We start from the raw sequence: 12,742 nt of genomic DNA, 5'->3' as shown, positions 1-12,742 counted from the left end.
ACGGATGCCGGACCACGCTCAGCCGGAAATCTCGGCCATGAGATCTTTCGTCTGAGCGTAAAGGCGTTTGTAGATGTTGAACTGACGGGAATAGACGGACGCAAGTGATCGATCCGGCTCGATCGTCCTTTCGACCGGGTTCCATCGACGAATGTCCTCGCGCTGGACGTCGCCGATGGCGACCGCGGCCAGAAAGGCATTGCCGTAGGAGGCACCGATGGTGCGCGAGCGAATTGTTTGTTCATCGCCCGTGATGTCCGACACGGCTTGCGACCAGACCTGGTTCTTGGTGCCGCCACCGACGGCCTCAATCGCAGTGGGCTTTTGTCCTGCCTCGGCATAAGTCTCGACGATATGATTGACGCCGTAGGCAATGCCCTCAAGGAAGGCACGATAGATATCCGCCCGACTGTGAGTGAGATCGAGACCGAAGATCACCCCCTTGGCGTGTGGGTCGTGAATTGGTGTGCGCTCGCCCGAAAAATACGGCAGAACGATCAGTCCATGAGATCCGGCCGGTGATTGTGCGGCCTCCCGGGCCAGGGTCTCCACCGCGGAGGCAGGATCGAGCTCACCAGCAAAGCGTTCACGGAACCAATGGGTCAATGTCCCGCTGGTCGCGAGGCCCGACATGCAGGCATGCTGACCTTCGAACAGCCACGGCGAATACCAAAGACGAGGATCTCGTACCCGCTCGGCCGTGAGCATGATGATGAAGATGGTCGAGCCATACATAATCATCATCTCGCCGGGGCCGAGAACGCCGACGCTGACGGCTTCGGCCGCCGCATCCACAGTGCCGGTGATGACCGGCGTGCCTGCCGCGAGGCCGGTGGCCTCTGCTGCGGCGGGAGTAACAGTTCCCGCAACGTCCGTCGTCCATAGAAGATCAGGCAACCGTTCCGGGCCGGTAATCAGGTCGGCGTAGGAATCATCCCACGTCAACCGCTCGGCCGAGTAGAGAGGGGTCGATCCGCAGGCGGTATAGTGATCGGTCGTGAAACGGCCGGTGAGCTTATGAACAAGGAACGATGACGAGTTCAGAATCTTGTGTGTGCGTGCGAACAGTTCAGGCCTGTTCCGCTTCAGCCACAGGATCTTCGGGCCGACCGACTGCGACGTCAGCGAGTTCCCGCACTCCGACAGAAGACGCTCGATCCCGATTGTCTTGGTGAGTTCTTCGATTTCCTGTACGGCGCGGGTATCGACACCGTAGAGAACCGCGTTCATCAGCGGTGTTCCGGCTTCATCGACCGGGAGCATGCAAGGGCCGATGCCGCTCGGGCCAATAGCGCGAATATGCGCGGGGTCGACACGGCTCTGGCTGAGGAGCGAGCGGGAGATCGTCACGAAATCTCCCCACCAGTCCCTATCGGCATCATGTTCCGCCCAGCCCGGCCGGGGCACTTGCATGCGATGTGATTGACTCGCTGTCGCTACGATCTGCCCATCGCTGTCAACGAGGGCGCCTTTGGACTCGTAGGTCCCAATATCGATGCCAAGATAGTACCGCATCAGGTGTATTTGTCCCTATCAAGGCTGTAATCGGGGCCGATCGTTCGAATGGCCGCGACGAGCAGGTGGACGAGACTTTCAAGATCTCTGAGATCACAAACTTCGAGGGAGGTGTGCGTGTAACGGCTCGGGAAACACAAATCGATGCATGCAACGCCTTCACCAACAAGCTGGACATAGGACGAGTCCGTCAGAGCGCCAGTGTGGGCCGTGCGTTGAAGCGGAATTCTCTCTGCGGCAGCAGTCTTTTCGAAGAGCTCAGTCAGTGCCGGATGCGGAATGGTGCCGTTCAGCGTGCCGCGTCCGTGAAAACTGTAGAGGCTTATCGCCGGGCCGCCGCCGAGCCGCACCTCTCCGCGGTGAGCCATGTCAGGCGTGTCGCTCGTCAGCGCGAGGTCGAGTTGGATTGCTATATCCGGGCGCAGCGCTTGGGCAGCCACCATAGCGCCGCGAAGGTTAAATTCCTCGAGCACTGCAAAAACGAAGTGAATGGTCGGACGAGATCCGATGCCCTTGAGAGCCCTGGCGGTTTCGAACACGGCTGCGCAACCCGCCCGATCGTCCACCGAGGTTCCGGCCATTCGGTTCTCGTTGAGGTGCAGGACGCGAGGCTCATAGACGACAGGGGTACCAATATCGATTCCGAGCGCCCGGACCTCCTCAGCGGTGTCGCAGCCGACATCGATGTAGAGATCGGCGTAGGGGACGACCTTGTACTTCTCCTCGGCCGGAGTCGCGTGGTGGCTCTTGTTGGCGAAGATGCCCCTCACGTCTCGACCCTCACCAACACAGAACAAGACCGGCAGGGACGGCAGAGCTTTTTCCGGGATCCCACCGAGGCGCTCGATCCGGACCAGTCCGTTGCTTTCGATCTTTCGTACCACGAAGCCGAGCTGATCCGTATGGGCGAACAGCATCACCGAGGGTGCGCCGCGATCGCCCTCCAGGGTGGCTATGAGGTTGCCGAGCCTGTCCGAACGGGATGAGATCCCGATTTCGCCGAGACGCTTTGACAACACCCGGCGCACTCGGTCCTCGTGACCGGACAGGCCAGGGATCAGCATCAGCTCCTCGAGAATGGATCGAAGGCGATCTTTCATATTGTCTTGGCCTTTCTGAAAAGCAGTGAGAACCGGCCTCTCTCCGCGAGCACTCGCACGGACATCACGATAACGAGCACTCCACCGAAGAAGAGATCGCGCGCGAAGGCACTGAATGCGAGAAAGTTGAGGCCACTGGAAACAAGCTGAAGGAGGACGACGGCCAGGACCACGCCCGTGACCGTTCCAAATCCCCCGAATGGGCTGACGCCGGCCAGGATGTTAATCAGAATGACGAGCAGGAGATACGACGCACCGTAATCAGCATTGGCGGAATTCACCCGCGCCAGCACCACGAGGCCCGCAAGCGCCGCAATGATTCCGGACGCGGAATAGATACTGAAGATCAGCGAGGACTCGCGGATGCCGGCGAAGCGAGCTGCAACCGGGTTGCTGCCGTAAAGCCTGAGGCGAACGCCCGTGGGTGTTGCCCTGAGCCAAGTTCCGAGGAGGAGCGCCACCAAGGCGAATACGATGAGGGGGAGGGGAATGATGCCGAAGACCGATACAATGCCGAGCTCCGGATACCATGATGGCAACCCTGTAATTGCGGGGCCGCGCGTGATGACGATGCCAATCCCGGAGAACAGCTGAAGGGTTCCGAGAGTTGCCAGGATCGGCGGCAGCCGCAGCACGGCAACCAGGAAGCCGTTAAGTGCCCCACACGCGACTCCGACGACCAATGCAGCCGGAACAGCGAGCCATCCCCAGTCGCCACCTGATTTCATGACAACAGCAGCAATGATCGCTGCCAGATTGGCAATGGCGACGACCGAGAGGTCAATGCCTCCCGAGATCATGGTAGGCAGCACCGCAAGGGCCAGCAGCCCGAACTCCGGAAACTGAAAACCCATAGAGTTCAAATTGCCGAATGTGAGGAAATTCGGTGTAGCAATGCTGAGCATCACGAACACCGCGACTGTCAGGCTACCCAATCCGATAAGATAGGATCGTGTCGTGTCCTCGCGCGGTGTCATCGTGTTCTCCCTTCGGACTTCGGATGGACTAGGCTTTCCGTACGCGCTTGGCGATCTGCATGAATTCGGCTGCGCGCGCCGGGTCTACAGGATTCCAGGTATGTCCATCGACCTTGAACGATGAGCCGACGATGCAGCCGTCAGCGACCTTGAGGACGTCAGCGACCGTCTCATGCTTGACTCCGGTATTGGCTAGGACGGGTGTGGTCGGCAGAACGCGTTTTACCGCCTCAAGATCTGATATGTTCGCGGCTTCTCCCGTGATGGCGCCCGATACGAGAACCGCGTCCGGGATGCTTGAGAACACAGCCGAGCGGGCTCGCTCCGACAGCTCGCGCCGATCAAGCGAATAGGCGAATTCCGCACTGACGTTATTGAGCATGGCGATGTCCGGCCGTCCCAGCCGGTTGCGATAGCGCATCGCTTCGCCGGCATTTGGCGTCCAAGGTCCCATGTCGGACGCGTAGGTGCCCGTCAGGATCTCACGCAGGAATGAGGCTCCGACGGCGGCTGCCAATGCAACCGAACTCATGGGATCCCATAGAACGTTAACGCCGAAGGGTTTTTCGATCTCTGAACGCAGGCATCCGATGACGTAGGCCATTGTGGCGGTGGAGGCCGTATCAACCTTGAGCTCATAGGGGCGATCGTTCTCATTGCCGAACATGACGGCGTCGACATCGGCGTCCTGAAGGGCTTTCAGATCCTTGCGGGCCGCCTCGACGATCGCCTCGACGCCGCCCTCTTGGTCATAAAGCGGGGAGCCGGGCAGCGCATTCAGGTGAACCATGGCGATTACCGGCTTAGTGTCGCCGAACAATTTTTTGAAATTACTCAAGATCGTCTCTCCTCAAAGTATATGCTGCCTTCAGACAAGGCGGATTTCACGAAATAGCGAATGATAGGGTTGGAGCGCGGCTTTTGCGCCTCGGTCTGTGACGAGCATGTCGATCCTGTCCAGCGGACAAACGTGAACGAAGCTCCGGGTGCCGATCTTGCTATGGTCGGCGATCAGGACCGTGCGTTTTGCCTGTGCCATGGCAGCGCGCTTCACATCGGCCTCGTCCAACGTGGAGTTGGTCACGCCGGTCTCGTCGATCGCATCGGCCGCCATGAAGAAGATGTCGGCTCTGATGTCCTTCAAGAGCGAGCTGCTCCAACTGCCCACCAGGCTGTAGTAGCCGTTGCGCACCCGCCCTCCTGGGATCAACACTTCGGTCTGACCAGTGGCGGCGGCCTCCGCAACCTTCAGATCCAGCGCAACAATGGTGACGGGACGCCCGGCGAGGGCTCTGGCCAAAGCCAGCCCTGTTGTGCCGGAGTCGATAACAATAACCTTGTTAAGCTCTACAAGTTCGGCGGCGGCAGCTCCGACGCGCTGCTTCAGGTTTTGGCGGAGCCGCAATTTCTCGAGAAAAAGCGGCTCGGACATCGATCCACTCGACCCAACGGCAACGGCGCCACCATGGGTGCGCGCAAGAAGACCCGCTTGTACCATTGTTGCCAGATCACGCCGGACTGTTGGCAGTGAAATGTTGAGCAGCTTGGCCAACTCGGCAGTTCCCAACATCTTCCGCTCAGCGAGGAGATCGTAGATCTGCTGCTGTCGCTCGTGCGGAAATCGGGTCTTAACCTGCTTCATTGGTCTCCTGCCCCAAGGGAAGCCTGATCGTTACTGATCGATTACCCTACGTCAATCGCTAACGTGCGATAATCCCGACCGGTTGAGCAGGTCGGTGCAATGAACAATGTTCTGTTGGGGGCGGCGATAATGGCTTGGAAGTCGAGCACTTTTGGGACCTTATAATTTGTACGGATGAATAGTGTTTTCTCTGCCAGCGTCCCCGGCTCTTTGGGTGCTGCTCCGGGCTAGATCAAGCCGCCCGCAACCTCTTCCGAGACGCCAGGAAAGTCCGAGAGCGCTCCTGGCCGGAACCGACCAGTTGCCTCGTCCGATGCGCCCGATAGGTCCGAGACTGCTCCCGACCGGGGTCAGAGTTCTACCGCTTCGACGTCAGGAATCGACGGAGCGTTCAAAAGGCGCTTCGCCGACTGTTTTTCTTGGATGCTTGGAGATTATGTTTAGTAGTGTAATGCCACTTGGTTGAAATAAAATCGATGTTGCAGAATTTGAACGCGCAATGAATATCGTATTAACACTGCGTTCACGTTGAAATTTATGCGAAAGATTACCCGTGAAATACAAGTGACTCGTGAAACTACTTCTATAAGCCGGGGTTAATTCAACGGTGGGCAGCAAGCCCGGATATGCAATATTGGAGTCATCCATGTCTAAGAAGATCGTTCTTGCTGGTGTTGTCCTTGCAGCGCTCATTCCCGCAGCCGCTTTCGCACAGTCGGGTGGAGCTGCAGCTGGTGGCGCAACAGGTGCGGCTGCTGGCGCGATCGTCGGTGGCCCGGTTGGCGCTGCGGTGGGTGGTGTCACAGGTGCGATCGCCGGCGGTATTGCAGACCAGCAGCAGTCAGAGTTTCGTCAATACGTGACGACGCAAAAAGTACCGTCCTACACCTATCGGGAAGAGGTGCGCGTAGGTGCAGTTCTGCCGGAAACCGGCGTGACGTTCTATGATGTGCCTGCCGAGTACAAAGTGAAGGGCTATCGCTACACCGTGGTGAACAACACTCCGGTTCTGGTTGAGCCGGGCACCCGCAAGATCGTGCAGGTTATTCGCTAAGCGACCTTTTGCAGAATAGAGGGGGCGGTCGTGCGGCCGCCCCTTTCATGTAGGGAGCCGGTATTATGCCGGCATGCTGGTGAAGGGATTCTCGGTATCGGTCATTAAGCGGCGGCTTCTGTCCTTAACTGGAAAAGGAAGAAGTCACTGTCCCTTGCGGATCTGCTGGCGGTGGGGTCGAAGTTAGACAATGCCTTGATGTCCAGCGAGCTTGCATATTCCCACTTGTCCGCTGTCAGGAACGTTGGTACCGGCCTGTCCTCTGGAACGGCACAATACAAATCCGCTTCATCCTTATGTTTGAACAGGTTGTAAGTAAGCATGGGGCCCCTTAAGTCTGTTGTGCTGTTGATTTGTTGATTTTTGTCTTAGTCACTCGATACAGCGCAGTGCTCTGAAGCAGTTGGTCGTCAGGTTCTCGTCGCGACTCACTCGATGGCCGCCTCGAGCGGCAGGTGATAAGCCGCCCAGATAGCCGCTTGGGCCCGATTGTGGGCCCCTATCTTCCTGAGGATCGCCTTAACGTGGACCTTCACGGTCGCTTCGGCCATATCAAGCCTGCGAGCGATAACTTTGTTTGGTGCACCTTCTCTCAGCCAGCCCAGCACCTCAAGTTCCCGACTGGAAAGGGGGCTGCGCGGAGCAGCGTTGATGAGCTTCTCAGGACTTGGCCAGGGCGGGCAGTTAATGCTGCGTATGCTGTCTTCGATCATCGCCAGGACCAGCTCTGACGGAACAACTATCTCTCCGAGCATGACCAGCTCGATCGAACGGACCAGAACGTCACGACTGCTGGTCGTCAGACAGAAGCCGTTTGCTCCGGCGTGTCGAGCCAACGCCACGGCGTGAATATCAAAGTGATCAGCTAGAACGATCACCCGCGCCGCCGCATTCTGAGCCTTCAGCTCTGGGATCAGGTCCAGGATTTCATTGGGTCGATCTGTCCCATCCAGGATGAAAAGTTCCGCTGCCGGTTTGTGTAAGGCCGACGGCTGAGAAAGGCTCTGAAGTGCAGGATCTACCACAATGAAGCGAGTGCCATCGAGGATCTGCTCCACTCCCGTACGAAGAAGGGAGGAGGCGTAAATGTGAACTCTGGTGATGCATGATTCTGCAGTGGACATAACAAGCTCATGTCCCTGATAGGCGTGATCAAGTAATCTGGCCATAGCGCAGTTCTCAGAGAGCAATTGTATGCGTAATGCGGCGCGGTTCATCATCTGACGATATAGACAATCTGGCGCGAAGCTGCGTCAACGATAACCCGGTGTCCTTGGACGATCGCGTATCTGTAGGACTCGTGCCTTGGGACCACGTGCAGCTCGGCTCCTTCAGGAAGCACGTTACCGACTTCAAGACGTGGGATGCCCTGACCGTTCGCTGGAGGATCCGACCATGCCTGTGCTTTCCGGTCGGCGGGCAGGTGAGCCTTGATCTTTCGAACCACAGCGACAGCTCCAGTAAGAGTCCCGGGCTGTGCATAGGCCACCTTGACGCTGGAGGCTTGCGAAGTCGTGCTGGCCCCTTCAAACGTCGCCATTGCACCCAGCGAAAACGCGACAATGATCAGGATGAGTAGTATCCGCATCGTGGACCTCCTTCGCTGTCTGTATGAAGAACGGATGGCGGCCCGACTTATTCCAATAGCTCTGGTAATTTTCACGATTGCGGATGATCGCCGTGCCTCATCTCTGGGGCCGAGTCTCGCTTAACGCCTGAATCTCGGCCGCATCAAGAAGCGGTTCGCCAGCGCCGGCATTCTGAAGGTAGCTTGCCATGAGATCTGCTCCGCCGCTTGGAAGATAGGCACCGCTCGTTGCTGCCGAGGCGACTGCAAAGGTGATCATCCAGCCATTGGCGTGACACGCGACTGCATCCGAAGTTCCAGAGGGAGCATTGAGCTTGAACTCCCGGCACAGGGAGCCATTGGCCATACGGAATGTCGAGATCACGCGTATCCGTCCGAAGGATAATTCCTGCTCCTGCCCCGATTGGATCTCACTGAGGAGATGGCTGATCTCAGGGGTAGAAAGGTGCGCGATTGGACCGGGAGAGGGGGGCTGGAGACTTTGTCGCCCAGCCAGATAGCCGGCTGTTGCGAGTGCAAGCGAGGCGATGCTCGCCGCCAGCGCCATCCCGAGCCGCCGCCATCTTGTCGAGAAAGGCGCATTCGGCAAGGCCCGGAACTCAGGGTGAGGTTGTGGGTGGACATGCTCTTCAAAGCGATCGATCTGAGCCTGTACGGCGGCCTTCAATTCAGGAGGAACGTCGAAGGCTGTTTCCTCGGGAAATGCCGACCTGATGAGCCGTCGGCTGCGCAGAAACTCGGCGACCCGCTTGGCGATAGCCGGGTCGCTCGCCATGGCCTGCTCGACGGTGGCAGAGACCCGCTCGTCAAGCTCTCCGTCTGCGAAGGCCATAAGGATCTCATCGCTAAAGTGAAGTTGTGCCATCGGCATTAATCCGCAATCGCTCCCGTTAATGTCAGGCCGCCGCCGTCATTTCGACAAGCCGCTTGCGCGCTCTCGCAAGGCGGCTCATCACCGTTCCAATCGGAACACCCAAAACCTCGGCCGCTTCCCGGTAGGCGAGATCCTCGACGCAGACGAGCAGCAGCACCTCCCTCTGATCCGGCGGCATCGCGCTGATGATCTGCTGAACCTCGGCCAGCAGCAGCTTGCTAAGGATCGGCTGTTCACCTGCATCGCCGACGATTTCCGTCTGGGTCGTTACATCCTCACTCATGCTCTCGGTCCTCGATCGCCTCAGGTGATCAATCCAATTGTTGCGCAGGATACGGAAAACCCATGCATCGAAGCGCGTCCCAGGTGTCCAGCTGTCTGCGTTGGCGAGTGCGCGTTCACAAGCGCTCTGCACGAGATCATCCGCCAAGGACGGCGAACGGCAGAGCACCAAGGCAAAGCGCCTCAGCCGTGGCAGAAGTGCCACAAGTTGCTGTCCAATGGCTGTCGGCATTGCTGCTCCGCGTCGCCTCTCGGTCATAAGAACGGATCTCGAAGCGTTTTATTCCCGACGACATCTACATCAATTGTAGAAAGGCAACTTTGATTGAGGCGCTACACCGGATATAAAATCGGATTGTATCGTTATGGTTTAGTGGTCTGCACTGGCGTAACCGCGCGTGAGAGGTGCCCTTTTGGATGCCCGGCGAGCGAGACATCTGATATCCGATTGAATGGTGGGGAAACAATGTATCTCAACTCATCCGGTTTATGCGAGTTCATCAAGGCTCTGCACGCCGGAAAGAGCCATGAGGAAGGATAATGACACGTTGGTGGCGATATCTTCTAATCCTCGTCGGAGGTGTAGCTGTTGCAGCACCCGTTCAACTACACTTCGGCCATGGCTCATCTGCAGATCTTCACCTTATGCCATCGCTCGCCTTCGCTAAGGGAGGCAATGGGAACGCTGGTGGCAACGGCACCTCCGGCAATGGGAACGGGGGTGGTAAGGGCGGAAACAGCGGTGGTGGCGCCCAGGGAAATGCTGGAAGCGAAAACGGGAACCGTGGCAATGCCGGAAATGGGAATTCCGGAAAGGCCAGTGCGGGTTCCGCGGGTTCCAATAGTGGAACTGGTGGAAGTTCCACAGGGGGCGTTTCGAGCAGACAAGAGCAGGCATTGGGAGCTTCAACCAGGCTGGGCAAAGAGGCCGGATTAGCGCCTGAGCGGAAGCCCTCGAGCGGCTATAAGGCGAGAAAGACCCGCGTTGGTACTAATAAAGGCGCTAAGCCTCCGGCTTCTGGACGGAGCACGGCAGCTGGCAAGAAGAGCAAAGCGCCCACAATGGCCGGAAGCGGACGAACCAGGCAGGCTGGAGTAAGCCGTGGTGACGGAAAGATTGCCTCTGGCTCGGCAACTCGGTCATCCGCAGGAGAGCCCACCAATGCCACGACTGCGAAAGATCGCGTAGAGATGGTCGGTTCGCCGTCCAAGCCCCGGCAAGCGCAAAACTCGATCGTAGCGTCCGGCCTCTCTGAACAGGACTTGGCACAACTGGCGGTGTTCGGACTCCAAATCACATCCCAAACGCGCGGAGTAATCGTTCCCCGAGTCGTTCGGATAAGTGTTCCCCAGGGCATGTCCATCGGGGAGGCTCAGCGGACCGTACGGAGAATCAACCTCAAGGCGTCGGCTGATACGGACTCGTACTATTATACGGATGGAGAGGTGCCTGCATGTTCTGATCCTGGCTGTGAGGCTTCCGTTATCGTCGGCTGGACGCCGCCTGTGGTTGAGGCATGTGGGGAGCCTCCGCTGATCGGTCTTGTCGACACTGGCATTGATCTTGATCACGAGGCTCTCAAAGGTCAGGCAATCGAGTTGGTGAACGTCTCCAAAGACACTGGCAGCAGTTCCTCTCTCGACCATGGCACGGCTATCGCAGCGCTGCTCGTCGGACGGGCGGGGAGTATGGCACCCGGGCTAATCCCACAGGCGAGACTGATTGCTGTTGATGCCTTCTCCAAGGGCCCCGGAACGGCAGACAGGGCAGACGTCGTGTCCCTTGTCAGTGCCCTGGAAGCTCTCGCAGATCGTGGCGTGAAGGTGGTCAACCTCAGCCTGTCAGGGCCGCCAAACGAGGTTCTCAGGATAGCGGTAGAAGCCGCGCGCAGGCAGGGGATCGTCCTGATTGCAGCAGTCGGGAACAATGGAGCAGGAGCCGAGCCGGCTTATCCGGCTGCTTATCCCGGCGTCATTGCTGTGACGGCGGTGGATCGTCAGCGAAACGCTTACCAGCGCGCGACCCGCGGCCCGTACGTTGCCTTTGCGGCTCCGGGGGTTGAGATCCGCACGGCCCATCCGAAGGGCAAAAGCGCAGCAAAGAGCGGAACGTCCTATGCCGTTCCCTTCGTGTCCGCCGCCATGGCGATGCTGCGAGCCACGAACCCTGAAACGGACGTTGAGCACCTGCAGAAACGATTGCAGGAAAACACTCAGGATCTCGGTGCTCCTGGGCGTGACTCCACGTTCGGGTACGGTCTCGTGCAGATGACCAACTTGTGTTCCGCGCCGGGAACAGGACCCATTCCCGTGGCCGGCAATACGTCGCTTGTTGCACCTCAAACACCGAGACATTGAAGCGTAATGACGCCATCAGTGGCGGATTGGCCCCCTGTGTGAGCTTCTCTATCCGACTCCGTAACCAGTGGTGCGCCTAAACGCAATCGGGAAGCCTCCTGCAATGGCGCGAGGAAATGGACGTGAAGGCAATTGGTCAACGATACGAATAATGCTGTCGCGCAACCCTGCTGTTTTGGCAGACGTTGTCTTTTGGCACATTTGAAAGCGGACCAAATTCCTGTGGGAGCCACATGTTTGGAAGATTACCATCTTGGCAGATGTGGAGATGGGATGTGGTTCACCATACCACGATCTCTTCAATGAATAGGCTTCTGCGAATTACACAGCCTTTTGCTCGTGGAGGTGAGTACAATGTTTCAGCCTTAGGAGCATTTTCCGGCGAAGTGGATCCGGTTCGCCGTCAGAAAATGCGGCAGAACAAGGAAGAGAGCCGATTCCACGCAAGTGGAAACGGCTCTAGGAGCATGCCCCGAACATGGGCCCTTACACGGGCATCTTGTGCCGCGTCGATTGCGGACGTCTTGCTGATGGGGCAGCCGTGAGATCTGTTTCTCGATTGTGAGCTGGCCAATCGCTCCATTGCTACGCTTACGTTCCCGCTCGCACCTGCGCTGGCTCATTCCGCACCCGGGGAGGCCACGACCACTTGAGGAGTAGCCATCTGCTGAACCACCCGGATCACCGTCTCAGGGAGGTAGGGCTTGGACACAAACGCCACTCTCTCTGAGAGATCATCCGAACCGGGCCGCTCCCGTCCGGAGGAGAGGACCACTCCTGCGCCAGGCCAGCGCTCTTGGATCAGTTTCGCCAATTCCAAGCCGTTCATCGAGCCGGGCATCTCAATATCTGTGACCACTGCCTGGATGTCGGGTCGGGCTTGAAGGAGGGCTAAGGCCTCATCGGCACTGACAGCCTCGAAGACCTTGAACCCGGCCTCGTCAAGGAAGTCGGTCAGAAACATGCGCACGAGGGGTTCGTCTTCGACAACGAGGACCACCATGCGGGGCGCAGAACTGGACATGCGGTTGCTCTCGGCAGAGGGGCTATCAGGAGTCCCGATGGGAACTGCAAACGACGGCGCTTTGTTCCTGTTGCCGTGGGCTGGTGATCTCGCGCTGCTCGCTACTAACTCGCTTGGGTTATGTTTCGTGAACAGCCTTCCGCGAAATACTACCTGCGAACTGGAATGTCTCTTGATGGCGCGGCATAGACCGAAGGTCCGCACTCGCCCGGCGAGCGGACCATTCTATTGCCGGCTGGAAGACGGTCTTTGACCGAGGTCGTGTGAAAACGCGATGTCGGACTGTCCGTGATGGCCGCTGTTTGCGTATGCAGCCCCGGCCGGCATG

13 protein-coding genes are annotated in these 12,742 nt (G+C 58.3%); 2 read left to right on the top strand and 11 right to left on the bottom strand.

The annotated features are described in order from the left end of the window. Positions 1 to 18 precede the first annotated feature (18 nt). From DC522_RS21215 to DC522_RS21195, 5 genes are read right to left on the bottom strand one after another with little or no spacing between them, the layout of a single operon-like run. Positions 19 to 1,515, bottom strand: coding sequence for an FGGY-family carbohydrate kinase (locus DC522_RS21215; RefSeq protein ID WP_116530622.1), 1,497 nt, complete (start codon positions 1,513 to 1,515; stop codon positions 19 to 21). After that, on the bottom strand, positions 1,515 to 2,615 hold the full coding sequence (locus DC522_RS21210; protein WP_116530621.1) for a M42 family metallopeptidase: 1,101 nt from the start codon (positions 2,613 to 2,615) through the stop codon (positions 1,515 to 1,517). The genes DC522_RS21215 and DC522_RS21210 overlap by 1 nt, the downstream gene beginning before the upstream one ends. Continuing rightward, complete coding sequence (locus DC522_RS21205; RefSeq protein ID WP_116530620.1) at positions 2,612 to 3,592, bottom strand: ABC transporter permease; 981 nt, start codon at positions 3,590 to 3,592, stop codon at positions 2,612 to 2,614. The genes DC522_RS21210 and DC522_RS21205 overlap by 4 nt, the downstream gene beginning before the upstream one ends. 28 nt (positions 3,593 to 3,620) lie before the next feature. Then, positions 3,621 to 4,430 (bottom strand): BtpA/SgcQ family protein, encoded by an 810-nt coding sequence (locus tag DC522_RS21200; RefSeq protein WP_116530619.1) that lies wholly within the window; start codon positions 4,428 to 4,430, stop codon positions 3,621 to 3,623. Between the two features lie 30 nt (positions 4,431 to 4,460). Further along, positions 4,461 to 5,234, bottom strand: coding sequence for a DeoR/GlpR family DNA-binding transcription regulator (locus DC522_RS21195; RefSeq protein ID WP_116530618.1), 774 nt, complete (start codon positions 5,232 to 5,234; stop codon positions 4,461 to 4,463). Between the two features lie 646 nt (positions 5,235 to 5,880). On the opposite strand from DC522_RS21195, the gene DC522_RS21190 reads away from it, so the two are divergent. Continuing rightward, positions 5,881 to 6,288 carry a DUF1236 domain-containing protein gene (locus DC522_RS21190; RefSeq protein ID WP_116530617.1) on the top strand — a complete coding sequence of 136 codons (408 nt, stop codon included), beginning with the start codon at positions 5,881 to 5,883 and terminating at the stop codon, positions 6,286 to 6,288. 104 nt (positions 6,289 to 6,392) lie between these two features. Here the strand turns inward: DC522_RS21190 and DC522_RS21185 are convergent, their stop codons facing one another. The 5 genes from DC522_RS21185 to DC522_RS21165 all read right to left on the bottom strand — a co-directional run bounded on the left by DC522_RS21185 (position 6,393) and on the right by DC522_RS21165 (position 9,264). Further along, complete coding sequence (locus tag DC522_RS21185) at positions 6,393 to 6,611, bottom strand: hypothetical protein (RefSeq protein ID WP_116530616.1); 219 nt, start codon at positions 6,609 to 6,611, stop codon at positions 6,393 to 6,395. A gap of 105 nt (positions 6,612 to 6,716) precedes the next feature. Further along, positions 6,717 to 7,412, bottom strand: coding sequence for a response regulator transcription factor (locus DC522_RS36145; RefSeq protein ID WP_165820239.1), 696 nt, complete (start codon positions 7,410 to 7,412; stop codon positions 6,717 to 6,719). A gap of 92 nt (positions 7,413 to 7,504) precedes the next feature. Beyond that, a complete protein-coding gene (locus tag DC522_RS37350) occupies positions 7,505 to 7,828 on the bottom strand; it encodes a DUF1236 domain-containing protein (protein WP_371680161.1) in 324 nt (107 codons plus the stop codon). A 145-nt stretch (positions 7,829 to 7,973) separates the two neighbouring features. After that, positions 7,974 to 8,708 (bottom strand): anti-sigma factor, encoded by a 735-nt coding sequence (locus tag DC522_RS21170; protein WP_116530613.1) that lies wholly within the window; start codon positions 8,706 to 8,708, stop codon positions 7,974 to 7,976. 64 nt (positions 8,709 to 8,772) lie between these two features. Next, entirely contained in the window at positions 8,773 to 9,264 is a 492-nt protein-coding gene (locus DC522_RS21165; RefSeq protein ID WP_116530612.1) for an RNA polymerase sigma factor, read from the bottom strand. A gap of 1,274 nt (positions 9,265 to 10,538) precedes the next feature. Here DC522_RS21165 and DC522_RS21160 point away from each other — a divergent pair. After that, positions 10,539 to 11,390: a S8 family serine peptidase gene (locus tag DC522_RS21160; RefSeq protein WP_165820238.1), complete on the top strand. Its 852-nt coding sequence runs from the start codon at positions 10,539 to 10,541 to the stop codon at positions 11,388 to 11,390. 619 nt (positions 11,391 to 12,009) lie between these two features. Here DC522_RS21160 and DC522_RS21155 read toward each other — a convergent pair. Beyond that, positions 12,010 to 12,414: a response regulator gene (locus DC522_RS21155; protein ID WP_245444400.1), complete on the bottom strand. Its 405-nt coding sequence runs from the start codon at positions 12,412 to 12,414 to the stop codon at positions 12,010 to 12,012. Between the last annotated feature and the right edge of the window lie 328 nt (positions 12,415 to 12,742).

The sequence above is a fragment of the Microvirga sp. KLBC 81 genome (assembly GCF_003075415.1).
Taxonomy (GTDB): domain Bacteria; phylum Pseudomonadota; class Alphaproteobacteria; order Rhizobiales; family Beijerinckiaceae; genus Microvirga.
Note: the sequence above shows the minus strand (reverse complement) of the source record. Positions and strands in the feature narration are given on the sequence as shown.

Excerpts from the sequence above, each read along its gene's own strand:
- DC522_RS21210 (WP_116530621.1), bottom strand. The coding sequence starts at position 2,615 with ATGAAAGATCGCCTTCGATCCATTCTCGAGGAGCTGATGCTGATCCCT.
- DC522_RS21170 (WP_116530613.1), bottom strand. The coding sequence starts at position 8,708 with ATGGCCTTCGCAGACGGAGAGCTTGACGAGCGGGTCTCTGCCACCGTC.
- DC522_RS21190 (WP_116530617.1), top strand. The coding sequence starts at position 5,881 with ATGTCTAAGAAGATCGTTCTTGCTGGTGTTGTCCTTGCAGCGCTCATT.
- DC522_RS21165 (WP_116530612.1), bottom strand. The coding sequence starts at position 9,264 with ATGCCGACAGCCATTGGACAGCAACTTGTGGCACTTCTGCCACGGCTG.
- DC522_RS21155 (WP_245444400.1), bottom strand. The coding sequence starts at position 12,414 with ATGTCCAGTTCTGCGCCCCGCATGGTGGTCCTCGTTGTCGAAGACGAA.
- DC522_RS36145 (WP_165820239.1), bottom strand. The coding sequence starts at position 7,412 with ATGTCCACTGCAGAATCATGCATCACCAGAGTTCACATTTACGCCTCC.
- DC522_RS21205 (WP_116530620.1), bottom strand. The coding sequence starts at position 3,592 with ATGACACCGCGCGAGGACACGACACGATCCTATCTTATCGGATTGGGT.
- DC522_RS37350 (WP_371680161.1), bottom strand. The coding sequence starts at position 7,828 with ATGGCGACGTTTGAAGGGGCCAGCACGACTTCGCAAGCCTCCAGCGTC.
- DC522_RS21185 (WP_116530616.1), bottom strand. The coding sequence starts at position 6,611 with ATGCTTACTTACAACCTGTTCAAACATAAGGATGAAGCGGATTTGTAT.
- DC522_RS21195 (WP_116530618.1), bottom strand. The coding sequence starts at position 5,234 with ATGAAGCAGGTTAAGACCCGATTTCCGCACGAGCGACAGCAGCAGATC.
- DC522_RS21215 (WP_116530622.1), bottom strand. The coding sequence starts at position 1,515 with ATGCGGTACTATCTTGGCATCGATATTGGGACCTACGAGTCCAAAGGC.